This window comes from Paraconexibacter antarcticus (assembly GCF_024220175.1).
Classification (GTDB): Bacteria; Actinomycetota; Thermoleophilia; order Solirubrobacterales; family Solirubrobacteraceae; genus Paraconexibacter; species Paraconexibacter antarcticus.
The window spans coordinates 2,914,908-2,937,902 of sequence record NZ_CP098502.1; the positions used below are offsets into that span (position 1 = coordinate 2,914,908).

Sequence of the window (22,995 nt, forward strand, 5' to 3'; positions counted from 1 at the left end):
GCTACGATGTGGTTACGCAAGGTAACTACCTTCGCTAAGCACCTCACCGGAAGGTCGTCGTATGTCCACCGCACCGCCACCACCGCTCACGCACACCGAGCTCGCCGACCGCGTCCGGCTGGCGACGACGCGCCTCGCGCGGCGCCTGCGCCAGCGGGCGGAGTCGGGGCTCTCGCCGTCCCTCGGCGCCGCCCTCGCGACGATCGACCGCCACGGACCCCTCACGCCCTCCGAGCTCGCCGAGCGCGAGCGCGTGCAGCGACCGACGGCGACGCGGATCATCGCCCGCCTGGAGGAGGACGGGCTGCTCGTCCGCGCGGCCCACCCGGACGACCGCCGCTCCTGCCGTGTCGCGGCGAGCGACGCCGGCCGGGTGCTCGTCCAGGAGTCCCGCGAGCGGAAGACCGCCTACCTCGCCCGGGCGCTCGAGCACGTCAGCGCGGAGGACCAGGCGACGCTCGACCGCGCCGCGGCGATCCTCGAGCGCATCCTGGAAGAGGAGGGCCGCGGATGAGCGCCGGCCTCAGGCGCTCTGTCGCCTCCCTCCGGATCCCGAACTTCCGCCGGTTCTTCACCGGGCAGGTCATCTCGGTCAGCGGCTCGTGGATGCAGACGGTCGCCGAGGCCTGGCTCGTCCTCAGCCTCACGTCCTCGGGCGTCGCCCTCGGTGTCTCGACGGCGCTGCAGTTCCTCCCGATGCTCCTGCTCGGTGCGTACGGCGGGCTGCTCGCCGACCGCTTCCCGAAGCGGCGGGTGCTCGTCGCGACCCAGACGCTCATGATCCTCCCGGCGCTCACGCTCTTCGTCCTCACCGTCAGCGGCGTCGTGACGCTGTGGATGGTCTACGCGCTCGTCCTCACGCGCGGCCTCGTCACGGCGATCGACAACCCGACCCGCCAGAGCTTCATCAGCGAGATGGTCGGCCCGGGCTCCGTCGTCAACGCCGTCTCGCTCAACGGCGTGCTCGTCCAGACCGCGCGCATCGCCGGACCCGCCGCGGCCGCCGCCGTCATCGCGCTCAGTGGCGTCGCGACGTGCTTCCTCCTCAACGCGCTCTCGTTCGGCGCGATGCTCCTCGCGCTGAGCCGCATGGATCCGGCGGAGCTGCACGACGCGCCCCCCTCACCCCGCGGCCGGGGCCAGATCCGCGAGGCGCTCACCGTCGTCCGCGGCGACGAGGCCCTCTGGGTCCCGCTCGCGACGATGGCCGTCGTCAGCATGCTCGCCTACAACTTCCAGACCGTCCTGCCGCTGCTCGCGAAGTACACCTTTCACGGCGGCGCGTCGACCTACGCCCTGCTCATGGGGACGATGGGCGCGGGCGCGATCGTCGGCGCCCTCGTCAACGGCGCCCGCGCCCAGACGTCGCCCGCGCTCATCTCCGGCTCCGCGGTCGTCTTCGGCGGCGCGCTCGGCCTCGCCGCGGTCGCCCCGACGCTCGACCTCGTCCTCGCCGCCCTCGTCATCGTCGGCGCGGCGAGCGTGACGTTCACGAGCGCCGTCAACGCCCAGCTCCAGCTCGCCGCGCCGCCTGCCCTCCGCGGCCGCGTCATGGCGCTCTACGGCGTCGTCTTCCTCGGCTCCACGCCCATCGGCGCCCCGATCCTCGGCGCGGTCTGCGAGCACTTCGGCGCGCGTACCGGCCTCGCCGTCGGCGCGGTCGCCGCCGCCGGCGCCGGGGTCGCCGCGCTGACGACGGCCGCACGCCAGCGTGCGCACCTGCGCGCCGCGACGCACCCCGTCGCCACCTGAGCGACAATCACGGACGTGACGTCCGACGAGATCCGCGAGACCTTCCTGGCCTTCTTCGAGGCCCACGAGCACAAGCGCCAGCGCTCGGGGTCCCTCGTGCCCGCGGCCTTCGACCCGTCGGTCCTCCTCACGACGGCCGGCATGCACCCGCTGAAGGCCTACTTCATGGGCCTGGAGGCGCCGCCGGCCCCGCGCCTGACGAGCTGCCAGAAGTGCTTCCGCACCCCGGACATCGACAACGTCGGCGTCACCGCACGGCACCTCACGTTCTTCGAGATGCTCGGCAACTTCTCGCTCGGCGACTACTTCAAGCAGGGCGCCGTCGAGTTCGCGTGGGACCTGACCCTCAACGGCTTCGGGTTCAAGCCCGAGGACGTCTGGGTGACCGTGTTCGAGGGCGACCCGGCGATGGGCATCGGCGCCGACCAGGAGGCGATCGACGCCTGGCTCTCGGTCGGCGTCCCGCGCGAGCGCATCATCGAGTGCCCCGCGTCGGAGAACTTCTGGTGGTCGGGCGAGACCGGCCCGTGCGGCCCGTGCAGCGAGCTCTACCTCGACCGCGGCCTGGAGTTCGGCGCGGAGGACGACCTCCCCGGCGGCGAGAACGAGCGCTTCCTCGAGTTCTGGAACCTCGTCTTCATGCAGTTCGACCAGGACGAGCAGAAGACGCTCACCCCGCTGCCGAACCAGAACATCGACACCGGCATGGGGCTGAACCGCATGGCGGTCATCCTCCAGGGCGTCGAGACGGTCTTCGACACCGACCAGTTCGTGCCGCTGATGGACCTCGGGCGCGAGCTCGCGACCGTCGCCGAGCCGGAGGAGCGCTCGCTGCGGATCCTCGCCGACCACACGCGCGGCATGACCTTCCTCATCGCCGACGGCGTCGTCCCGTCGAGCGAGGACCGCGGCTACGTCCTGCGGCGCCTCATGCGGCGCGCGATCCAGCACGGCCGCCGCATCGGCGCCCCGCACGGCTTCCTGCCGCGCTACGTCGACGTCGTCCTGGACACGATGGGGACCGCCTACCCGGAGCTGCACACCGAGAAGGAGCGCATCCTCAAGTGGGTGCGCGCGGAGGAGGAGGGCTTCGGCCGCACGCTCGAGCAGGGCCTCGGCCTCCTCGAGCAGCACCTGGAGAAGGGCGACCTCGACGCCGCGGCCGCCTTCCAGCTCCACGACACCTTCGGCTTCCCCATCGAGATGACCGTCGAGGTCGCCGCGGAGGCCGACGTCACCGTCGACGAGGCGGGCTTCAAGGTCCTCATGGACGAGCAGCGGCTGCGCTCGGCCGGCGGAGCGGGGGCGAAGGGCCGCGTCGGCGGCGCCGCCGACCTCGTCCGCGGGCTCTCGAACAAGCCGACGACCTTCACCGGCTACGAGCACCTGGACCAGCACACGACCGTGGCCGCCGTCACCGAGCGTGACGGCCGGACGTTCGTGAAGCTCGCCGAGTCCCCGTTCTACGCCCAGGGCGGCGGGCAGGTCTCGGACGCCGGCACGATCGCCTGCGACGGCGGCGACTGCGAGGCCCGCGTCGCCGACGTCCTGCGCGCCGGCGAGGACCAGGCCGTCGTCGTCGAGCTCCTCAAGGGCGAGCTGCACGAGGGCGAGCGCGTCACCGCGCACGTCGACCGCGCCGCGCGCCACGCGACGGCCGCGAACCACACGGCGACCCATCTGCTCCACGCCGCGCTGCGCCAGACGCTCGGCGACCACGTGCGCCAGGCCGGCTCGTACGTCGGCCCGGACAAGCTCCGCTTCGACTTCACCCACACCCAGCGCCTCAGCGAGGCCGAGCGCGCGCAGGTCGAGGACCAGATCAACACCTGGGTCCTGCAGAACCACCCGGTGCGCGCGATGGAGACGACGCTCGACGAGGCCCGCTCGCTCGGCGCGATGGCGCTCTTCGGCGAGAAGTACGGCGACGTCGTCCGCATGGTCGAGGTGGGGGACGGGTCCTTCTCGCGCGAGCTCTGCGGCGGCACCCACGTGCGGTCCACCGCCGAGATCGGCGTCGTGAAGATCACCGCTGAGGGCTCGAGCGCGGCGAACGTCCGCCGGATCGAGGCCCTCACCGGCCCCGGCGCGGTCGCCCTCCTGCGTGAGCACGACGCGGCCCTGTCGCAGGCGGCCGACGCCCTGCGCACGAAGCCCGAGGGCGTCGTCGACGCGATCGGCGCGCTGCAGGCGAAGGCGAAGGCCGCGGCGAAGGCCGGGGGCGGCGTGGACGCGGGCGCGGTGGACCGCATCGCCGGCGAGGCCGAGCTCCTCGACGGCGTCGCCGTCCTCGCCAGCAGCGTCGACGGCGTCGGCCCGAAGGACCTCGCCGACCTCACCGACAAGGTGCGCAACGTCCTCGGCGAGGCGGCCGTGGCCGTCCTCGGCTCCACGACGGACGGCAAGGTCTCGCTCGTCGCGGCGGCCGGCCCGGGCGCGATCGCCCGCGGCGTGAAGGCGGGCGCGATCGTCAAGGTCGCCGCGCAGGTCGTCGGCGGCGGCGGGGGCGGCAAGGACACGATGGCGCAGGCCGGCGGCCGCGACCCCGAGCAGCTCGGGGCCGCGCTCGACGCCGCCCGCGCCGCGATCCAGGCGGCCCTCGCGTAGACCCCATGCGGGTGCTGGCTCTCGACTACGGCAGTGCGCGGTGCGGGTGCGCGGTCAGCGACCCCACCGGCACGCTCGCGACGCCGATCGAGCCCGTCCTGCGGCCCGACAGCCGCAAAGGCTTCGCCCGCGTCGTCGGCACCGTCCGCGAGCGCGGCGTCAAGCGCGTCGTCGTCGGGCTGCCGCTCGGCCTCTCCGGCCGCGACACCGCGCAGACGACCGAGGCGCGCGCCTTCGCGAGCCGGCTGCAGGAGGCGCTCCCGCGGGTCCCGGTCGAGCTCTACGACGAGCGCTTCACGACGACGATCGCGGCGCGGGCCGCCGGCGGGGACGCCACGACCTCCGAGGACTCGCGCGCGGCGGCGGTTCTGTTGGAGGACTGGCTCGTCCGGCACGGAAACAACGGGTTATGAGTCCACGGTTGGGCAAGGGCCGCGGCAGCGGCGGCGGCGGGGAACCCCGCAGCGCAGAGGCACGGGAAGCCGCACGTCGCGAGCGCGAGGCGCGCCGGGCCGCCCGCGAGGGCCGCGCGCCCGCCGACCTGCCGCCGCTCACCGGCGAGCACGAGGTCGTGGAGCCGGGGGCGCCCGTCGCGCCGATCGAGCCGGGCCCGGCCTGGGACGAGCCGGTCCACCCGGAGCCGGAGTGGCATGAGCCCGCGGCCGCGCACCCGGAGCCCGCCGCCCCCGCCGAGCCCGAGTGGCACGAACCGGAGCCCGCCGCCCCCGCCGAGCCGGAGTGGCACGACCCGGAGCCCGCGTCGCCGCATGACGACCCGCCGACCGCGGCGCACGACTTCTTCGACGCGCCGGGCGACGAGCCGTTCGCCGCGGACCCCGCGCCCGTCCCGGACCCGGTCCTCGAGCCGCCGGCCCGCCCGGTCATCCCGCCGCGCCCCGCCCTGAGCTGGGAGCAGGATGGGGAGGACGCGGAGCCCACGCGGGTCGACCACCTCGCGGACGACCCGCCGCTCCGCCGTCCCGTCACCGCCCGTTCCGACGTCGAGCTGGAGAGCACCGATGACATCCCCGCCGTCCGCGTCCTCGGCCCCGACGATCCCGCCGACCGGCCGCTCGGCACCAAGCGCGTGTCCGCCTCGGCGCTCGCCAGCGCCGCCGGCGCCCAGGGCCCGCCGCGCTTCGGCGCCCCGCCCCGCGGGACCCCGAGGTCACGTCGCGGCATGAGGCGCATCGTCCCGGCGTTCCTCGTCCTCGTCCTGCTCGTCGCCGCCTACGGCGCGAACAAGATCTGGCAGCCGTTCCACGGCGACGGCCACGGCCGCGTCCAGGTCGTCGTCCCCGAGGGGTCCGGCGCCAAGCAGATCGGCGACCAGCTCGTGAAGGCCGGCGTCGTTGACAACGCGACGATCTTCTCGCTGCGCGCGCGCCTGGCCGGCAAGCGCGACCGCCTGCGCTCCGGCGTCCACGTCCTGAAGCTCGACATGAGCTACGGCGACGCCATCGACGCGATGACGGCGGTCCCGAAGGCCGCCGCGACCGTCACCGTGGCGATCCCCGAGGGCCTGACGATCAAGCAGATCGCGTCGATCGCCCACCGTGCGCAGCTGCGCGGCAGCTACACGAAGGCGACCCGCAGCGTCAGCGCGATGCACACCGCCCGTCAGCTCGGCGCACCCGCGAACGTGAAGACGCTCGAGGGCTTCTTCTTCCCCGACACCTACCAGCTGCGGACCACCGCCTCGACGGGCACGCTCGTGAAGGACCAGCTGCAGGACTTCAAGCGCCAGACGGCCGGTCTGAGCTACGCGTACGCGAAGTCGAAGCAGCTCACGCGCTACGACGTGCTCATCATCGCCTCGCTCATCGAGAACGAGGCGCAGCTCGCGAAGGACCGCCCGCTCATCGCCGCGGTCATCTACAACCGCCTGAAGCAGGGCATCCCGCTGCAGATCGACGCGACGACCCGCTACGAGACCGGGAACTACGGCGCGAACGCCCGTCCGATCCGCCAGTCCGAGCTCGACGCCAGGACCCCGTACAACACGCGCAACCAGACGGGCCTGCCGCCGACCCCGATCTCGAACCCGGGGCTCGCGGCGCTCAAGGCCGCCGCCCGCCCGGCGAAGGTCCCGTACCTCTACTACGTCGTGAAGCCGTGCGGCCACGGCGCGCACGCCTTCAGCTCCACCGACGCGCAGTTCCAGAAGGACGTCGCCGCCTACAACGCGAAGCGCGACCAGCTCGGCGGCAAGGACCCGTCGAGCTGCTGAGCGGCACGCGTGCCGCGACTCGGGGTGCTCGGCTGGCCGGTGGCGCACAGCCGGTCGCCCGCCATGCACGGCGCCGCCATCGCGGCGCTCGGCCTGGAGGGCTGGACCTATCAGCGCCTGCCGGTCCCGCCGGAGCTCTTCGACGAGACGGTGCGGGCGCTCCCGGGCGCGGGCTTCGCCGGGGCGAACGTCACCATCCCGCACAAGGAGGCGGCGCTCGCCCTCGCCGACGACGCGACGGACGCCGCCCGCGAGATCGGGGCGGCGAACACGCTGAGCTTCCGCTCCGGTGGCACGATCCACGCCGACAACACCGACGCACCGGGCCTCGTCGCGTCGCTCCCGTTCCCGCCGGCGGGGCGCACTGCGCTCGTCCTCGGGGCCGGCGGCAGCGCCCGCGCGGTCGTGTGGGCGCTCCGCGAGGCGGGGGCGGCCGACGTCGCGGTCTGGAACCGCAGCCCCGGGCGGGCGGAGCGGCTGGCCGCCGAGCTCGGCGTCCGGGCGGTCGCCGCGGCCCACCCGGCCGACATCCTCGTCAACTGCACGAGCGTCGGGCTGACCGATGTGTCCACGACATTCAAGGAACTGCCGCTCGACGCCGATGCCACAGGTGCATACGCGTGTCTGGTCGATCTGGTCTACCGGGACGGCGACACGGCTCTCATCAGCGCGGCTCGGGACCGCGGAGTGGCCGTTGTCGACGGGCTGGAGTTCCTGGTCCAGCAGGGCGCACTGAGCTTCGAGGCCTGGACCGGTGTCCAGGCTCCTGTCAACGCCATGCGAAACGGTGCGCGTGGAACACCACCCCGATGACATGACCCCAGAACCTCCACATCTCCGCCCCGTGCCGGGTCCCGGCGCCACCGCCGTCGCGGCCACGCCCGAGGGTGGGACAGAGACCTGGGACGGCGTCACCCGCCCGCGCTCGCGCGGCGGCAACGCCCGCTTCCTCACGGACGTCATCGTCGAGCTCGGCCTCGTCCCCCGCGATCGCGTGGAGTCCGCGATCGACGCCGCCCGGGCCAGCGGCGTCACGCCGGAGGCCGCGCTCCTCGAGCGCGGTGAGATCGACCAGGTCGCGCTGTCGCGGGCGGTCGCCGAGCGTCACGGCCTCGACCACCTCGACCTGACGGCGTTCAACGTCGACATGGGCGCGGCGAACCTCATCAACAATGCCGCGGCCCGCCGCTACGACGCCGTCCCGGTCGCCTTCCTCGGCGACCGCGGCCTGCTCATCGCGATGGCCGACCCGGCGAACGTCCTCGCCCTCGACGACATCGCCCTGATGACGGGCTACGACGTCAAACCCGCCGTCTCCTCGCGTGAGGACATCGCGGCGCTCGTCAGCCGGCTCACCCGCCTGGACGACGTCGTCGCCGCCGCCACCGACGAGGCCGGGGAGGACGACGCCGAGATCGTCGACCTGCGCGAGTCCGCCGACGAGGCGCCGGTCATCAAGCTCGTCAACCAGATCATCGCCCAGGCCGCCGAGCAGGGGGCGTCCGACGTGCACATGGCGCCCGAGGGTGGCCAGATGCGCGTCCGCTTCCGCGTCGACGGCGTCCTGAAGGACACGACGACGGTGCCGCGCCGCATGGTCGCCGGCGTCATCAGCCGCATCAAGATCATGGCCGAGCTCGACATCGCCGAGAAGCGCCTGCCGCAGGACGGGCGCGTCGGCCTGACGATCGACGGCCGCCACATCGACCTGCGCGTCGTGACGCTCCCGTCGGTGCACGGCGAGGGCGCGGTCATGCGCATCCTCGACAAGAGCGCGGTCGTCATGGAGCTCGACAAGCTCGGCATGCTCGAGCCCGAGCGCGTCCGCTTCCAGCGCGCCTTCCACCAGGCCTACGGCGCCGTCCTCGTCACCGGCCCGACCGGCTCGGGCAAGTCGACGTCGCTCTACGCCGCGCTCGGGGAGCTGAACAGTCCCGAGAAGAACATCATCACGATCGAGGACCCCGTCGAGTACGAGGTCGCCGGGATCACCCAGCTGCAGGTGCACAACCGCGCCGGGCTGACGTTCGCCACCGGCCTGCGCTCGATGATGCGCGCCGACCCCGACGTCATCATGGTCGGCGAGGTCCGGGACCGGGAGGCGGCGCAGATCGCCGTCGAGGCCGCGCTCACCGGCCACCTCGTCCTCTCCACGCTGCACACGAACGACGCGCCGACCGCGATCACGCGCCTCATCGAGATGGGCATCGAGCCCTTCCTCGTCGCGAGCGCCATCGACTGCGTCGTCGGGCAGCGCCTCGCCCGGACGCTCTGCCAGCACTGCAAGCGGCGCACGATCCTCAGCGCCGACGTCCTGCGCGACAGCGGCTTCCCCGCCCGCATGGACATCGAGGCGTACGAGCCCGTCGGCTGCAGCCGCTGCGGCGGCTCGGGGTACAAGGGCCGCATCGGCCTGTACGAGGTCATGACCGTGACCGAGGAGATGCGCAAGCTCATCATCAACCGCGCGTCGGCCGACGAGATCGCCGTCGCGGCGATGCGCGCCGGCATGCGCCGCCTCCGCGAGGACGGCCTCGAGAAGGTCCGCCAGGGCCGCACGTCGATCGCCGAAGTGGCGCGCGTGACGGGCACGGGCGTCGCCGAGGAGTACTGACGTCGTGGGTCCCGCCGGGGCCCCGGAACCGGACGTCCAGTCGGTCCGAAACCCCTCAAGGAACGCGCCCCGGTTCCCGATAGAACCCCCACGATGCGCTTCGACTTCGCCGACCTGCTGCTGGACGTCCTGGAGCGCCGGGCGTCCGACCTCCACATCACCGCCGGCTCGCATCCGATGGTGCGCGTCCGCGGCCGGCTGACGCCGATGGACGAGTACCCGGTGCTCGACGCGACGGAGACACGGGAGATCGTCTACGCGATCCTCAACAACGACCAGCGCCAGCGCCTGGAGACGGACTGGCAGCTCGACTTCGCGTACGCGATCCCGGGCCGCGCCCGCTTCCGCGTGAACGCCTACTTCCAGCGCGGCGCGCTCGGGGCGGCCTTCCGCCTCATCCCCGCGCAGATCACGCCGATCGACGACCTCGGCCTGCCGCCGGTCGTCCACGAGATGTGCAACAAGCCCCGCGGCATCGTGCTCGTGACGGGCCCGACGGGCTCGGGCAAGTCGACGACGCTCGCTGCGATGGTCGACGAGATCAACGCGACGCGCGAGGAGCACATCCTCACGATCGAGGACCCCATCGAGTTCCTCCACGGCCACCGCAAGTGCATGGTCAACCAGCGCGAGGTCGGGGCGGACGCCCACTCCTTCGCCGCCGGCCTGAAGGCCGCCCTGCGCGAGGACCCCGACGTCATCCTCGTCGGCGAGATGCGCGACCTCGAGACGATCTCCACGGCGCTCACCGCGGCGGAGACCGGCCACCTCGTCTTCGCGACGCTCCACACGCAGAGCGCCCCGTCGACGATCGACCGCGTCATCGACGTCTTCCCGGCCCACCAGCAGCAGCAGATCCGCGTCCAGCTGTCGATAGCCCTGCAGGGCGTCATCACCCAGACGCTCATCCCGACGGCGGACGGCGCCGGGCGCGCGGTCGCCTGCGAGATCCTCGTCCCCACCGCCGCGGTGCGGAACCTCATCCGCGAGGGCAAGACCCACCAGATCCCGTCGTCGATGCAGACGGGCTCGACCGTGGGCATGCAGACGATGGACGCGGCGCTCGCGGCGCTCGTCCGCGCGGGCAAGATCACCCAGCGCGTCGCGGAGACGCGGTCCTCGACCCCGGACGAGCTCCGGCGGATCCTCGGGGCCGCGACGCTCGGCGGTGGCGTCAACTACGGAGCGGCGGCCTAGCTCATGTCGACCTACGTCTTCAAGGCGATGGACCTTACCGGCGCGAAGGCCGGCGGCGAGGTCGAGGCCGAGAGCAAGCAGGCGGTCTCCGACCAGCTCAAGCAGCGCGGGCTGATCGTGCTCGACATCGCCGACAAGCACAAGTCGCGCGAGCTGAACGTCAAGATGTTCCAGCGCGTCAAGGCCGACGAGCTCACCGTCATGACGCGGCAGCTCGCGACGATGGTCGACTCCGGCATGACGATCCTCCGGGCGCTCTACGTCCTGGAGGCGCAGACCGAGAACGAGCTCCTGCAGAGGACGATCGTCGAGATCCGCAAGGACGTCGAGGCCGGCCTCGCGCTGTCGGAGGCGATGGCGCGTCACCCGAAGATCTTCAGCCCGCTGTTCATCGCCATGACGGAGGCGGGGGAGACGGGCGGCGTCCTCGACGCGGCGCTCCTCCGGGTCGCCGACCAGCTCGAGAAGGAGGACTCCCTGCGCCGGCAGGTGAAGTCCGCGATGGCCTACCCGCTCGTCGTCATCGGCTTCTCGGTCGTCGTCGTCCTCGCCCTCGTCGCCTTCCTCATCCCGGTCTTCATCGGGGTCTTCAAGGAGTTCGGCGGCGGACTGCCGGCAATCACGCAGGTCACGGTGACGATGTCCAACGTCCTCACCGGATACTGGTACCTCCTGTTCGGTGGCGTCGCCGCGCTCTACTTCGGCTTCCGCAAGTGGAAGGTGTCGGAGACCGGCCGCAGGCAGTGGGACCGCTTCCGGCTGCGGGTGCCCTTCGGCATCGGCGCGATCGTTCAGAAGGTGTCCCTCGCCCGCTGGTCGCGCACGCTCTCCGCGCTCATGGGCGCCGGCGTCCCGCTCCTGCTCGCCCTCGAGATCACCGGCCGCACCGCCGGCAACACGGTCATCGAGAAGGCGATGGGCGACGTCATCACCTCCGTCCGCAACGGCGGCACGATCAGCGGCCCCCTCAAGGACGCGCCGGTCTTCCCGGGCATGGTCACGCACATGCTCGGCGTCGGCGAGGAGACGGGCGCCCTGGACACGATGCTCTCCAAGGTCGCGGACTTCTATGAGGACCAGGTCGACGCCGCGGTCAAGGCGCTCACCTCGATCCTCGAGCCGGTCATGATCGTCGTCGTCGGCTCGATCGTCGGCTTCATCGTCATCTCGATGTACCTGCCCCTCTTCAAGGTGTACGACGCCATCAAGTGACTGCGGGCGGCCGTCGGGGCGGCCAACAGGGGAACAGGAGTGACCACCGGTCGCGCTGGGGAGCGCGGCCGGCGGTCGTTCCGGGGACCGGCACGACGTCGTCGCGACGAGCACCGCGTCCGCCCGCTGGTAGCGTCGGCGCCGTGTCCGCGGACCGCGCCCGCCTGCTCATCGACTGCCCCGACGGCCCCGGCATCGTCGCGGCCGTCTCGGGCTTCCTCGCGACCTGCGGCGCGAACATCGTCGAGTCCGACCAGCACTGCACGCGCGCGGTCGGCGGCCACTTCTTCATGCGGATGACGTTCGACGTGCCGGATCTCGCCGGGCGGCTGACCGCGCTCCGCGAGGGCTTCCGCACCGAGGTGGCCGACCGCTTCGCGATGGCGTGGCGGCTGACGCCCGAGGCGCACCCGCGCCGCGTCGCGATCCTCGCCTCCCGCGAGCCGCACTGCCTCTTCGAGCTCCTCTACCGGGCCGAGCGCGGTGAGGTCGGCGGCGACGTCGTGCAGGTGCTCTCGAACCACCCCGACCACCGCGCGGCCGTCGAGCGCCTCGGCATCCCGTACCACCACGTGCCGGCGACGCGGGAGACGAAGCCGCAGGCCGAGGACGCGCTGCTCGAGCACCTGCGGGGGACGTGCGACCTCGTCGTGCTCGCGCGCTACATGCAGATCCTCTCCGGGGACTTCCTCACGCGCCTGGGCCTGCCGGTCATCAACATCCACCACTCGTTCCTGCCCGCCTTCGTCGGCGCGGCGCCCTACCAGCAGGCGCTCGACCGCGGCGTGAAGATCGTCGGCGCCACCGCGCACTACGTCACCGAGGAGCTGGACTCCGGCCCGATCATCGAGCAGGACGTCGTGCGCATCGACCACCGCGCCGACGTCGCCGAGCTCGCCCGCCTCGGCGCCGACGTCGAGCGCCTCGTCCTCGGCCGCGCGGTCCGCTGGCACCTCGACGATCGCGTCATCGTCCACCATGGGAGCACGGTCGTCTTCTGACGCCGACGCCCCGGCCGCGCTCAGGGGCGGTTGCGGCCGTAGGCGTCGTGCGCCTCGACCCACTCCTCGGCGACGATCGCCGACCCGAGCGACAGCTCCCCGCAGAGCACCGTCGCGGCGATGATCTCCGCGAGCTTGCCGACCTTGCCGGTGCCGTAGCAGTCCATGAGCTCCAGGCACTCGCGCTGGGTCGAGAGCCCGGTCCCGCCGCCGTAGCTCGCCACGATGAGCGACGGGATCGTGATCGAGAAGTAGTAGTCCCCGTTCTCGCGCAGCTCGGCGTAGACGAACGCGGCGGAGGACTCGGCGACGTTCGCCACGTCCTGCCCGGTCGCGATGAAGAGCGCGGTGATGCCGTTCGCCGAGTGGGCGCCGTTGTTGTTCACCCCGGACATGAAGCCGCCGAGGTTCGACACCTGCCGCGCGCGGTACATGAGCGCGCTGTCGGAGCGCATGACCCGGCGGAAGAGCTCGTTCGGGATCGTCGCCTCCGCGATGACCCGCTTGCCCCGCGTGCGGAGCATGTTGATCTGGCTGCTCTTCTTGTCGGTCGCGAAGTTCGACTCGAGGAAGTGGTGCTCGATCGTGTCGTTGTGCGCACGGATCCACCGGCACGCCGCCTGCGTCGCCTTGCCGGTGAGGTTCTGGCCGGCCGCGTCCCCGGTCGTGTAGTTGAAGCGCGTGTAGAGCATCCGGCCCGCGGAGTACTGCTCGATCTCCTGGAGCTTGCCGGTCGACGTCGTCGTCTCCGCCGCAGCCTTGATCTCGCCGAAGTGCTCATGGAGCCAGACGCCGAACGCGCGGGCCTCACGCGCGCTCGGGAAGATGAACGACGGCGCGCGCTGCATGTGGTCGGCCATGATCGTCGTCGTCACGCCGCCCGCCTCGTGGAGCAGCCGCATCCCGCGGTTGTAGCTCGCGACGAGCGTCCCCTCGGCCGTCGCGAGCGGGACGTAGAACTCGCCCTGGGCGTGCTCGCCGTTGACGAGCAGCGGCCCGGCGAGCCCGATCGGGACCTGCGCCACGCCCATGAAGTGCTCGATGTTGCCGCGCAGCGTCTGCGGGTCCAGCGAGTAGCTCCCGACGTGGTCGAGCGAGGTGCCGGAGCGCTCGGTCGCGAAGGCGCGGCGGGCCGCGGCGGCGGCCGGCCCGTAGTCGTCGTCGCGATCGCGGGGGACGGGGACGCGGGGGGTCGGCTCGTGCATCCCGCGAGGCTAGCCGAGCAGACGGCGGCGTTCAGTCGATCCGGCGCACCGCCACCCGGAAGACCGCGGTGAACGCGTCGCCGGGGGCGACGTGCCGTAGGCCCGCGCCGGTGACGAGCGCGTTCGTCGGCGCGGTCATCGGCTCCCACGCGACGAACGACTCGCCCTCCGGCGCCCACGCGTGCCCGACCGGATAGTCCTCGCCGCCGAACTGCACGCGCAGCTCGCGACCGCCGCCGCGCAGGACGACGTCGCCGTCCCAGGTGGTGTACTCCGCGTCGAGGGTGGCGGCCGGCAGCATGCCGTCGACGGCCTCCGCGTCGAGCTCCTCTCCGGTCGGGATGCCACGCGCGTCGAGCACGGTCTGCCGTCGCACGGGCAGCGTGACGTGGAGGTCGTCGCGGGCGACGCCGGGCAGCGTGAAGAGCGGGTGCCAGCCGAAGCTCACCGGGACGAGGACCTCGCCGGTGGCCGTCAGCGTCGTGGCGACCGTCATGCCCTCGGGGTCGAGGGTCACGTCGACGCTCCAGGCGTGGGGGAAGGGGAACACGGCGAGGACCGGCCCGTCCGCGACGAACCCGGCCCGCAGCCGGCCCTCCTCCGCGGAGAGGACCGTCCACGTCCGCCCGGCGAGCGCTCCGTCCTTCGGCAGCGCGTTCCCGTCGAGCTTCGCGTCGGCGGGGTCGATGACGACGTCCCCGTAGCGCAGGCCGTCGAGGCGGTTCGCCCACGGGGCCAGCAGCGGGATCCCGAAGGCCGAGCCCTTGGCGAGGTACGCGTCGAGGCCGCCGCGCTGGCCGAGCAGCTCACCGCCCTGATGGGTGAGCGACGCCCCGACCATCCCCTGCTCGGGCAGCCACGTGGCGGCGAGATCTCCGGCGCGCAGGACGATCATGCGCGGGAGTGTCGCAGGAGCGCCGCGGCGCGCCCGCTGTTAGCTTGGGCGCGGTGACGACGGCCCGCGGACCGCTGCTCATCCTCGTCCTGACGCTGCTCGGCGCGCTCCTGCCGGCCGTGGCGGCGAGTCCCCGCACGAGCCCGGCGGCCCAGCCGTGCTTCGGTGCCGCCGCCCGCGCCCTCACGCCCGCGCCGTGCCGCAATCCGGCGCTGCGCTACACCGTCTTCCCGTCCCCGGAGGACGCGCTGCTGCAGCCGAGCTCCGCGTGCGCGCTGGCCGGCACGAAGGGGCCGCCGAACCGCGTCTGCGCCTTCGGGACGCCGAAAACGAGGGCGACGGCGACGGTCGGCCTGCTCGGCGACAGCCACGCCCCGGCCTGGCGCGGGGCGGTCGACCGCCTCGCCCGCGCTGAGCGCTGGCACGGCCTCACCGTCCGCCGCTCGAGCTGCCCGTTCACGTTCGCCCGCCGCTACGTCTCGCCTGCCGCGGCCCGGGCGTGCGACCAGTGGGTGCGCGCGGTCATCCTCTTCTTCGGGCACCACCCCGAGATCCACACCGTCTTCCTCGTCAACTCCTCGGCGTACGACTTCGTGCCCGCCGGGGGACTGGACCCGCACGCGAGCGCGGTCGCCGGCTACGAGGCGGCGATCGCCCAGCTGCCCGCGTCCGTCACGCACGTCGTCGTCATCCGCGACAACCCGCAGGCGACCGACACCACCCTGCCCTGCATCGAGGACGCGATGGCACGCCACCACCGGGCGGACGTGCGCTGCGCGCTGCCGCGCAGCCAGGCGCTGCGCCCGGATGCGCCGGCCGACGCGGCGGCGGCGCTCGCCTCACCGCGGGTCCGGGCCATCGACCTCACGCCGTACTTCTGCGACGACTCGCGCTGCTACACCGTCATCGGCGGCGCGCTCGTCTACAAGGATCAGAGCCACATCACGACGAGCTTCAGTGCGTCGCTCGGCCCGTACCTCGCGGCCGCCTACTGGGCGCTCGGCCTGCCGCCGGCCTGACCCGGCGATGCCGACGGCACTGCGCCCGGCGGTCAGCCCTTCGCGTGCTCGCCCTTCGCCTTGCCGTGGCCCTTCGCCTTCGCGGCGGGGGCGGGCGGGGGCAGGGGGACCGGGGCGGTGACGACCTTCGAGCCGACCTTGCAGCGCTTCAGCTCGGCCGCCGCACCGCCCTCGGGATCGGTGACGACCGGCTGCCCGAGGTACCGGCGCACGAGGTTCAGCGACGGTCGCTCACGCCCGGCGGCGTCGACGAGCGCGGAGTCGAAGCTCGCGCTCGTGTCGCCCTGGCCCCAGTTGAAGATGTAGATCCGCCTGATGCGCGGGGAGAGCTTCGCGATCGTGTTCAGGAGGAAGCGCGTCGCCCGCGTCTGGAAGGCGACGCCGCAGCCCGCGAACCGGTAGGTCGGGCGCAGGCGGGAGGCGACGCCGCCGGTCTCGGTGAGCCAGAAGTCGCCCTTCAGGTTGGCGAGCAGCGCTCTCGTCATCGTCGTGTGGCCCGTGTTCACGTCGTTGTAGTCGTGCAGGCCCCAGATCGCGGGCTGCCGGCCCGCCGCCGCGACGAAGCGCGCGGCCCAGGTGAGGACCTTCGGCTCGTCGAGCAGGTCGGCCCCGAGAACGGTGCAGGTCGGGCAGGCGCGGCGCAGCGCGAGCCACCAGGAGGCGACGAGCTCGGGCGACTTGCCGAGGTTCGCCTCGTTCCACGTCGAGAGCGTCCGGACCTGGCCGGGCCAGCGCCTGCGCCACTTCCGCAGCTCGGCGGCGAGCTGGGCGGGGGACGGGTTGTAGCTGATGCGGCTCGGGATCCGGGACCGCGAGATCGTGATGAGCGGGTCGAGGCCGGCGAGCTTGGCCCCGGCGAACCACAGGTCCATCTCCTGACGCGAGGCCTTGTCGGTGAGGACGTCCCACGACATGTAGACCCGCGCGTACTTCAGGTGCAGCTCGTCGAGGCGCGGGTCGAGGAACGTCGCCGCCTTCTGGTCGGCGATGCCGAGGGCGGGCTTGGCCTGCGCGGCGGCCGAGCCGGCGGCGGCGCCCGCGAGCAGCGTGAGCAGGGCGAGGCAGAGCAGCAGGGGAAGGCGACGCATCGGGTCGATTATCGGCGGAAAGCCGGGCGGCGTTGAGGTCAGGCCTCGGACGCGACGATCCGTCGCCCCGGGCCGACGCGGAGCGAGCGCCCTCCGCGCAGCAGGTCGAGGAGCTCGGCGCCGACGACCTCGCGGCGCCAGCCCTCGAGCGTCCGGACGGGCGGGTCCGGCGTCCCGTCGCGGACGGCGACGACGATCTTCTGCAGGTCCGCGCGGGCGGCGAGCAGCTCGTACGCGACCTCGGCCTCCGCCGCCCGCGTGCGCACGAGCGCCTCGCCGAGGGCGATGAGCGGCGCGTCGTCGGCGCTCGGCGCGGGGCCGCGCTCGACCTCCGACGGGATGCCGGGCTGCTCGCGACCACGCTCGACCGCCTCGATGATCGCCTTGCCGCGGCGGCGCAGCGTCCCCTCGTGGAGGCCGCGGATCTGCGCGAGGCGGTCCATCGACCGCGGCTTGCGCTTGGCGATCTCGACGAGCGCGGCGTCCTGCAGGACGCCCGACACCGGCCGGTCGGACTCGCGCGCGGTGTCCTCGCGCCAGGCGAGCAGCTCACGGGCGACGGCGCGGACGCTCGGGTCCAGGCCGCCCGAGCGCGGCAGCTTCTCGAGCAGGACGTCGAGGTCCCGATCGTCGTTGATCGACTCCAGGAAGCGGCACTCCTCGACCGCCCACTCCAGGCGCCCGAGGCCGACGAGGCGCTCCTGGAGCTTCTCGGCGACCTGGAGGATGTGGAGGACGTCCTCCCGCGCGTAGCTGACCTGCTCCTCCGAGAGCGGGCGCGCGTCCCATTTCGTGAAGCTCGCCGACTTCTGCAGCCGGACGCCGAGGACCTCGTTGAGCAGCGGCTCGTAGCCGAGCTGCGCGCGCAGGCCGGCGAAGCCCGCGGCGACCTGGGTGTCGAAGATGTTCGTGACCGTCGTCTGCCAGCAGCGGCGGAGGATCGCGACGTCCTGGCGGCCGGCGTGGAAGACGATCTCCACCGCCGGGTCGGCGAGCACCTCAGCGAGGGGCGCGGGGTCGAAACCGGGGCCGTCGAGCGGGTCCAGGACGGTGACGTCGGACTCACCCTGCTCGTCGAGGACGACCACCTGCACGAGGCAGAGCAGCGGCCGGTAGCGCCCTTCGCCCATGAACTCGGTGTCGATGCCCAGGCGCCCGGTCTCCCGGGCCCGAGCGGCGATCGCAGCGGTGTCGGCACTCATGCGCCCGCGACCCTACCCGACGGCCAACCGGACGGGGGCCGTCGGCAGGCGGCCGAGATCCCAGCCGTCGAGGAGCGCCGGCGCGCTCAGCGGACGCGGCAGCGAGGAGAGGCCGAGCGAGCCGGCGAGGACCGCGAGCACGTCGCCGGGCCCGTGGCCGCGCGCGGCGAGGTCGCGCATCGTCACCGCGCCGTGCCGTTTGGCGAGTCGCTCCCCGTCGTCGCCGACGACGAGCGGGACGTGCACGTACGACGCCGGCGGCGTGAGGCCGAGCCGGCGGGCGAGCCAGACCTGCCGCGGGGTCGTCTCCAGCAGGTCGTCGCCGCGGACGACCTCCTCGACGCCCTGGTCGGCGTCGTCGACGACGACCGCGAGGTTGTACGCGTGCCCACCGTCCGCCCGCCGCACGACGAAGTCGTCGACGACGGCGGTGACCTCGCCGGCGAGCGCGTCGCGCACGGTCACCACCGCGGCCTCCGCCCGCACGCGCAGCGACGGCGTGCGCCCGGCGGCGAGGTGCGCCGCGCGGGCCGCGGCGCCGAGGTCGCGGCACGTCCCCGGGTAGGCGCCCTCGGGCCCGGCCCCGTGCGGCGCCGAGGCGGCCTGGCGGATCTCGGCGCGGGTGCAGAAGCACTCGTAGAGCAGGCCGTCGGCCGCCAGCCCGTCGATGCACTCCGCGTAGCGGGCGGTCCGCTCGCTCTGGCGGATGACCGCGCCGTCGTGGTCGAGGCCGAGGGCGGCGAGATCGCCGAGCTGCGAGGCGACGAACGCCTCGCGCGAGCGGCCGCGGTCGAGGTCCTCCACGCGGACGAGGAAGCGCGAGGAGGCCGCCTGCGCCTGCAGCCAGGCGACGAGGGCGGTGCGGAGGTTGCCGAGGTGCAGGTCCCCGCTCGGGCTCGGGGCGTAGCGGCCGTCCACGGTCCGGGGTGGGTCAGCCCGCGCCCGCGCCGGCGAGCGCCGCCTCGGCCGTCCCCGGGTCGCGCGCGCCGGCGCCACGCGAGGCGACGCGCCGGCTCCACGCCTGCGCCGGCTGCTCGACGAAGCGCCAGCTCGCCGCGGCGACGAGGAAGGTCAGGGGCAGGATGACCGCGAGCGCGCCGGTCGTGAACAGCGGCAGGACGCCCTGGGCGCGGAGGAACAGCAGCAGCGGGACGTGCCACAGGTAGATGCCGTACGATAGCTCGCCGACCCGGACGACGGGCCGGGCGGTGAGCAGGCGCGGCGCGCGGACCGCCGTCGTCACCGCGAGCAGGACGAGCGCGAAGCCGGTGGCGGCGGGCAGGTCGCGCCAGATGCGCAGGGCCTGGTCGTGGGAGCCGCGGGTCGCCGCGTCCGCCGCCCAGAGCGCATCGCCGACGACGAGCACGACGCCCGCGCCGAGGAGGGCCCACCCGACGCGCGGCGCGAGCGTCCGCCCGTACGCGAGCACCGCCGCGAGCATCCCGACCCCGAAGTACGGCGTGTAGGCGGGGAGGACCTTGGAGACGATCGGGGAGAGCCCGCCGCGGCTCGACATCGCGTAGTTGTAGGCGACGCCGGCGAGGAGGAACAGGACCGGCGCGAGGACGACCCCGGCCCGGCGGCCGCGCAGGGCGAGCAGCCCGAGCAGCGGGAGGGCGAGGTAGAACGTCGCCTCGACCGCGAGCGTCCAGCTCGGCGGGTTGAGCGTCAGCAGCGTGTCGGCCCGGAAGTTCTGCCCGAAGACGGCGAAGAGCCAGAGGTTCCCGCCGTCGGGGAGGCGGACGCCGGGCGTCCTGTCGTACCACCAGAGAAGCAGGACCGACGCGGCGATCGCGACCCAGTAGGCGGGCAGGATCCGGCCCGCCCGCCGGATCGCGTAGCCCCGCACGGACGGCGCACGGCCACCCGTCGCGGCGCTCCGCACCCACGGCCCGTAGAGGAGGAAGCCGCTGAGCACGAAGAACAGGACGAGGCCGAGCCGCAGCTCGTGCCAGACGTAGTCGCTCGTGCCGCCGCGCTCGGCGGAGCTGACGGTCGGGAGCGTGTAGAGCCACGCGTGGTAGCCGACGACACTCAGGGCGGCGACGGCGCGCAGGCCGTCGAGGGCGTGCTGCCGCGGAGCCGCAGCGGGCGCAGGTGGGGCAGCGTGTGCCACGACCTCACGCTAGCAACGGGGTGGTCAGCAGCCCTTCGTCGGGGCGGTCACGTCGACGGTGGTACCCGCGCAGTTCACGTACTGCTGATCCTGGAAGACCCCGAGCTGATTGCTCAGCGTCGACACGCTGAGGCCGAGATCCTGGGTGATCATGCTCGCGAGCGAGCCCGTCAGGTTGACGGCGTTCATGGTCGTGTCGTAGCCGATGACGGAGCCCGTGAAGACGTAGTAGTTCACGGTCACGTTGCTCATCGGGGCGTAGAGGAAGAAGGCCGACGTCAGCGCGAGGCTCGAGTTGCCGACCACGACCGTGGTCCCGCCCGCGGTGCCGTTGCCGGTGACGTACAGCTGGGTGTTCGTCGGGCTGGCGCTCACACCGGGGTTCAGTGACCCGTTGATCTTGAGGTTCCCCGAGCCGCCCGTGCCCGAGCAGTAGGCCGACGTCGGCGAGTCGACGTAGATCCGTGTCGCCCCGGCGGATGAGGTGGCGCCGGCGGTCTTCAGCGTGGCCCCCGAAGCGACGTCGACCCCGCAGAGGTGGTAGTCGCCGGCGGCGAGGGTCAGGCTCGCCGTGCCGCTCAGGGTGAGCACCTTGTTGACGATCTGGGCGGGGCAGGTCCCGGGACACGTGGGCTTGGCGGGATCGACGTATGGCGCCTTCCGCGTCAGGAACGTCGTGGTGGACTGAGGCTGCAGGTTCGCGGCCGGGACCAGGACGGACCCACAGCAGTTGTGTCCGTACTGCAACTCGGCGGTGCGAAGCACGGAGTTGTCCGGATTCAGCACGTTCAGTCCGAGCAGCGCCAGGCCAGTGATGTTGATGTCGTTGTTGGCGAAGATGTCGCCGTTGACGGTGCGGGTGGCGAGCTGGACGCCCAGAAGACTCAGGAGCCCGGCAGCGGTGAGGGTCACGTTGTGGACCCCCTCGACCGCCCCGAAGGGCCTGATCGGAGCGAGGGTGACGGCACGCCGGCGAACCACGTCGTCCGCCGTCGTCGCCGTGTTGTTGTCCTCGACCCCGGCCGCGACCACGCGGAAGCCCACGCCGTACGGTCCGGTCGATGCGCCCGCGACCGTCGAGGTGACGATCACGGAGACCTTCGAGTGGTTCCCCATGTCGCGGTACGTGGGCGTCGGGCTGGCCCCGGGCGGGGTCACCCCGTTGCACGACGTCGTCGGCGAGAGCCCGGCGAAGACGATGCCCGGGACCTGAGCGCTCACCGAGACGCCCAGACAGGAGATCGCGTTCACGAGCGGCTGAAGACCACCCACCCCGTAGACGGGCAACGCCGCGAGGTTTCCCGCGTTGAGCGCGTAGACGGCGGACTGGAGCCCGGCGTCGGCCGCCTGCTCGGCGCGCTGGACCCGGATGTCCTTGGCGTCGATCCTCTGCGAAGCCTGCGACTGCGTGAGGGCGACCGCGGTGATCATCAGGGCGAAGGCCATCACCATGATCGCGATCACCATGACGAACCCCTCGTCGCATGGACGATCGCGGAACGGGAACAGGCGTCGCATCACAGACTCACCCCGAGTTCCAGGCCGTTGCCGCCGGTCGCCGTGCTGCTCGGCACGCGGTTGGTGATCACCGTCGAGAGGTAGAACGGGCCGGTCGCATCGGTGGCGTTCTGGTCGGCGTGAACGGGGACGATCGCGATCGTCACGCGCCGGCTGTCGTTGGCGCAGGCGGGGCTGCACAGCACGGTCTGCGAGTCGACCGTGACGTATCGATAGATGGTCGCCGTCTGCCCGCCTCCGAGCGACACGCCCGACGTGACGGGAGCGATCTGCCCGGACGCGCTGGTGACCAGCGTCTCGCCGCCTCCGGGGGTGCCGGAGGCAACGCCGCTCGACGCGCTCGCGTAGTTGCTCGCGATCACGAATTGCGTGTTCGACGCACGCAGCCAGTAGCGCGGATCGCGCGGCGTCGCCGCGGTACCGGTCGGGGCGCTGCTCAGCGCGACCGCCCCGAATCCACTCTCCGGGACGATCGACCGGACCTTCTCGATCTCGGCCTGGAGGCGCTGCGTCACCGTGACCTGGCGGACGTTGGAGAGGGTGGTGCCCGATCCCTGCGTCAGGACCGACACCGTCGCGACGACCGTGAGGGTCGAGACCAGCATCGCGAACATCACCTCGATCATCGTGAAGCCCCGGTCGTCTGTCTCATGCCGTCTCATCGCGCGAAGTTCCTCAGGGCGGCCCCGTCGTTGAACACCAGCGTTCCTCCCACACCTCGGGGGGTCGTCCCACCGCTGCGGCTCTGCGCGCTCAGCACGCGCGCCTGGATGTAGACGCTGACGTACGAGGGTCCGGTGGCGGTCCCCCCCGACGCATACGTCGGCGTCAGCGTCGCACTCACGAGGCCGGGAATCGCCGTCACGGCGGGTCCGCCGCCGACGCTGCGCGTGCACGACACCGACGCGGTGCAGGTCCAGGTGACGGTTGTCGTCGGCGCGGGCGTCACGGCGGCGACGTTCGGGCTCGTGACCGGGACCGTGAGCGTCGCCGAGGTCGCGGTCACCGTGGCGGCGGTCGCGTGCTCGAGGTCGTGCGTGAGCTGGTCGATGCCGCGCTGTACCGAATCGGTGGTCGTGGCGGTGCTCTCGACGACGTTCCCGTTCTGGAAGCTCTGGCCGGCCAGGTAGAAGCAACCCGCGAGAACGACGAAGGCGAGCGCCATGGCGACCACCAGCTCGACGAGCGTGAAGCCGCGGTCGTTCGCGTGTCGATCATGCAGCACGACGGTCGTATCGGCAGCCGGAGAACTCATCAGTAGTGGGGATGCAGGTGACCGACGAACGTCCCTCACCGCTACGCTGGGGCCGACCGTGACCGACGAGACTTCGCCCGACCC

20 protein-coding genes are annotated in these 22,995 nt (G+C 72.7%); 11 read left to right on the plus strand and 9 right to left on the minus strand.

Annotation, left to right across the window (positions count from 1 at the left end; translation table 11 throughout):
- The first annotated feature begins 61 nt into the window (after positions 1-61).
- From NBH00_RS14290 to purU, 10 genes are all read left to right on the plus strand, one after another.
- Entirely contained in the window at positions 62-514 is a 453-nt protein-coding gene (locus NBH00_RS14290) for a MarR family transcriptional regulator (protein ID WP_254569268.1), read from the plus strand.
- Positions 511-1,752, plus strand: coding sequence for an MFS transporter (locus tag NBH00_RS14295; protein ID WP_254569269.1), 1,242 nt, complete (start codon positions 511-513; stop codon positions 1,750-1,752). The genes NBH00_RS14290 and NBH00_RS14295 overlap by 4 nt, the downstream gene beginning before the upstream one ends.
- A gap of 15 nt (positions 1,753-1,767) precedes the next feature.
- Positions 1,768-4,359: an alanine--tRNA ligase gene (gene alaS / locus NBH00_RS14300; protein WP_254569270.1), complete on the plus strand. Its 2,592-nt coding sequence runs from the start codon at positions 1,768-1,770 to the stop codon at positions 4,357-4,359.
- A gap of 5 nt (positions 4,360-4,364) precedes the next feature.
- Entirely contained in the window at positions 4,365-4,772 is a 408-nt protein-coding gene (ruvX, locus tag NBH00_RS14305; protein ID WP_254569271.1) for a Holliday junction resolvase RuvX, read from the plus strand.
- Positions 4,773-4,780: 8 nt separating this feature from the next.
- A complete protein-coding gene (gene mltG / locus NBH00_RS14310) occupies positions 4,781-6,589 on the plus strand; it encodes an endolytic transglycosylase MltG (RefSeq protein WP_254569272.1) in 1,809 nt (602 codons plus the stop codon).
- A gap of 9 nt (positions 6,590-6,598) precedes the next feature.
- Positions 6,599-7,402 (plus strand): shikimate dehydrogenase, encoded by an 804-nt coding sequence (aroE, locus tag NBH00_RS14315; protein WP_254569273.1) that lies wholly within the window; start codon positions 6,599-6,601, stop codon positions 7,400-7,402.
- A gap of 31 nt (positions 7,403-7,433) precedes the next feature.
- Entirely contained in the window at positions 7,434-9,203 is a 1,770-nt protein-coding gene (locus NBH00_RS14320; RefSeq protein ID WP_254569274.1) for a GspE/PulE family protein, read from the plus strand.
- Positions 9,204-9,296: 93 nt separating this feature from the next.
- Positions 9,297-10,400, plus strand: coding sequence for a type IV pilus twitching motility protein PilT (locus tag NBH00_RS14325; protein WP_254569275.1), 1,104 nt, complete (start codon positions 9,297-9,299; stop codon positions 10,398-10,400).
- A 3-nt stretch (positions 10,401-10,403) separates the two neighbouring features.
- A complete protein-coding gene (locus NBH00_RS14330; RefSeq protein ID WP_254569276.1) occupies positions 10,404-11,612 on the plus strand; it encodes a type II secretion system F family protein in 1,209 nt (402 codons plus the stop codon).
- Positions 11,613-11,755: 143 nt separating this feature from the next.
- Positions 11,756-12,613 (plus strand): formyltetrahydrofolate deformylase, encoded by an 858-nt coding sequence (gene purU, locus NBH00_RS14335; protein ID WP_254569277.1) that lies wholly within the window; start codon positions 11,756-11,758, stop codon positions 12,611-12,613.
- A 20-nt stretch (positions 12,614-12,633) separates the two neighbouring features.
- Here purU and NBH00_RS14340 read toward each other — a convergent pair whose 3' ends face one another.
- Together NBH00_RS14340 and NBH00_RS14345 are read right to left on the minus strand one after the other, a co-directional pair.
- Positions 12,634-13,818 (minus strand): hydroxymethylglutaryl-CoA reductase, encoded by a 1,185-nt coding sequence (locus NBH00_RS14340; protein ID WP_254569278.1) that lies wholly within the window; start codon positions 13,816-13,818, stop codon positions 12,634-12,636.
- Positions 13,819-13,849: 31 nt separating this feature from the next.
- A complete protein-coding gene (locus NBH00_RS14345) occupies positions 13,850-14,713 on the minus strand; it encodes an aldose 1-epimerase (protein WP_254569279.1) in 864 nt (287 codons plus the stop codon).
- Positions 14,714-14,766: 53 nt separating this feature from the next.
- Here NBH00_RS14345 and NBH00_RS14350 point away from each other — a divergent pair, with 53 nt between their 5' ends.
- Positions 14,767-15,732 (plus strand): SGNH hydrolase domain-containing protein, encoded by a 966-nt coding sequence (locus NBH00_RS14350; RefSeq protein ID WP_254569280.1) that lies wholly within the window; start codon positions 14,767-14,769, stop codon positions 15,730-15,732.
- A gap of 32 nt (positions 15,733-15,764) precedes the next feature.
- Here NBH00_RS14350 and NBH00_RS14355 read toward each other — a convergent pair whose 3' ends face one another.
- The 7 genes from NBH00_RS14355 to NBH00_RS14385 are packed head-to-tail and all read right to left on the minus strand — an operon-like array spanning position 15,765 to position 22,911.
- Positions 15,765-16,820 carry a hypothetical protein gene (locus tag NBH00_RS14355; RefSeq protein WP_254569281.1) on the minus strand — a complete coding sequence of 352 codons (1,056 nt, stop codon included), beginning with the start codon at positions 16,818-16,820 and terminating at the stop codon, positions 15,765-15,767.
- A gap of 38 nt (positions 16,821-16,858) precedes the next feature.
- Positions 16,859-18,022, minus strand: coding sequence for a ribonuclease D (locus NBH00_RS14360; protein WP_254569282.1), 1,164 nt, complete (start codon positions 18,020-18,022; stop codon positions 16,859-16,861).
- Between the two features lie 12 nt (positions 18,023-18,034).
- Positions 18,035-18,940, minus strand: coding sequence for a tRNA glutamyl-Q(34) synthetase GluQRS (gene gluQRS / locus NBH00_RS14365; protein ID WP_254569283.1), 906 nt, complete (start codon positions 18,938-18,940; stop codon positions 18,035-18,037).
- A 13-nt stretch (positions 18,941-18,953) separates the two neighbouring features.
- The gene (locus NBH00_RS14370) at positions 18,954-20,138 is read right to left on the minus strand and encodes an acyltransferase family protein (RefSeq protein ID WP_254569284.1); all 1,185 of its coding nucleotides are present in this window, start codon (positions 20,136-20,138) and stop codon (positions 18,954-18,956) included.
- A 24-nt stretch (positions 20,139-20,162) separates the two neighbouring features.
- Positions 20,163-21,605 (minus strand): hypothetical protein, encoded by a 1,443-nt coding sequence (locus NBH00_RS14375; RefSeq protein ID WP_254569285.1) that lies wholly within the window; start codon positions 21,603-21,605, stop codon positions 20,163-20,165.
- A gap of 50 nt (positions 21,606-21,655) precedes the next feature.
- Positions 21,656-22,318: a PulJ/GspJ family protein gene (locus NBH00_RS14380; protein WP_302182633.1), complete on the minus strand. Its 663-nt coding sequence runs from the start codon at positions 22,316-22,318 to the stop codon at positions 21,656-21,658.
- Complete coding sequence (locus NBH00_RS14385; protein ID WP_254569286.1) at positions 22,315-22,911, minus strand: prepilin-type N-terminal cleavage/methylation domain-containing protein; 597 nt, start codon at positions 22,909-22,911, stop codon at positions 22,315-22,317. The genes NBH00_RS14380 and NBH00_RS14385 overlap by 4 nt, the downstream gene beginning before the upstream one ends.
- Positions 22,912-22,995: the final 84 nt, after the last annotated feature.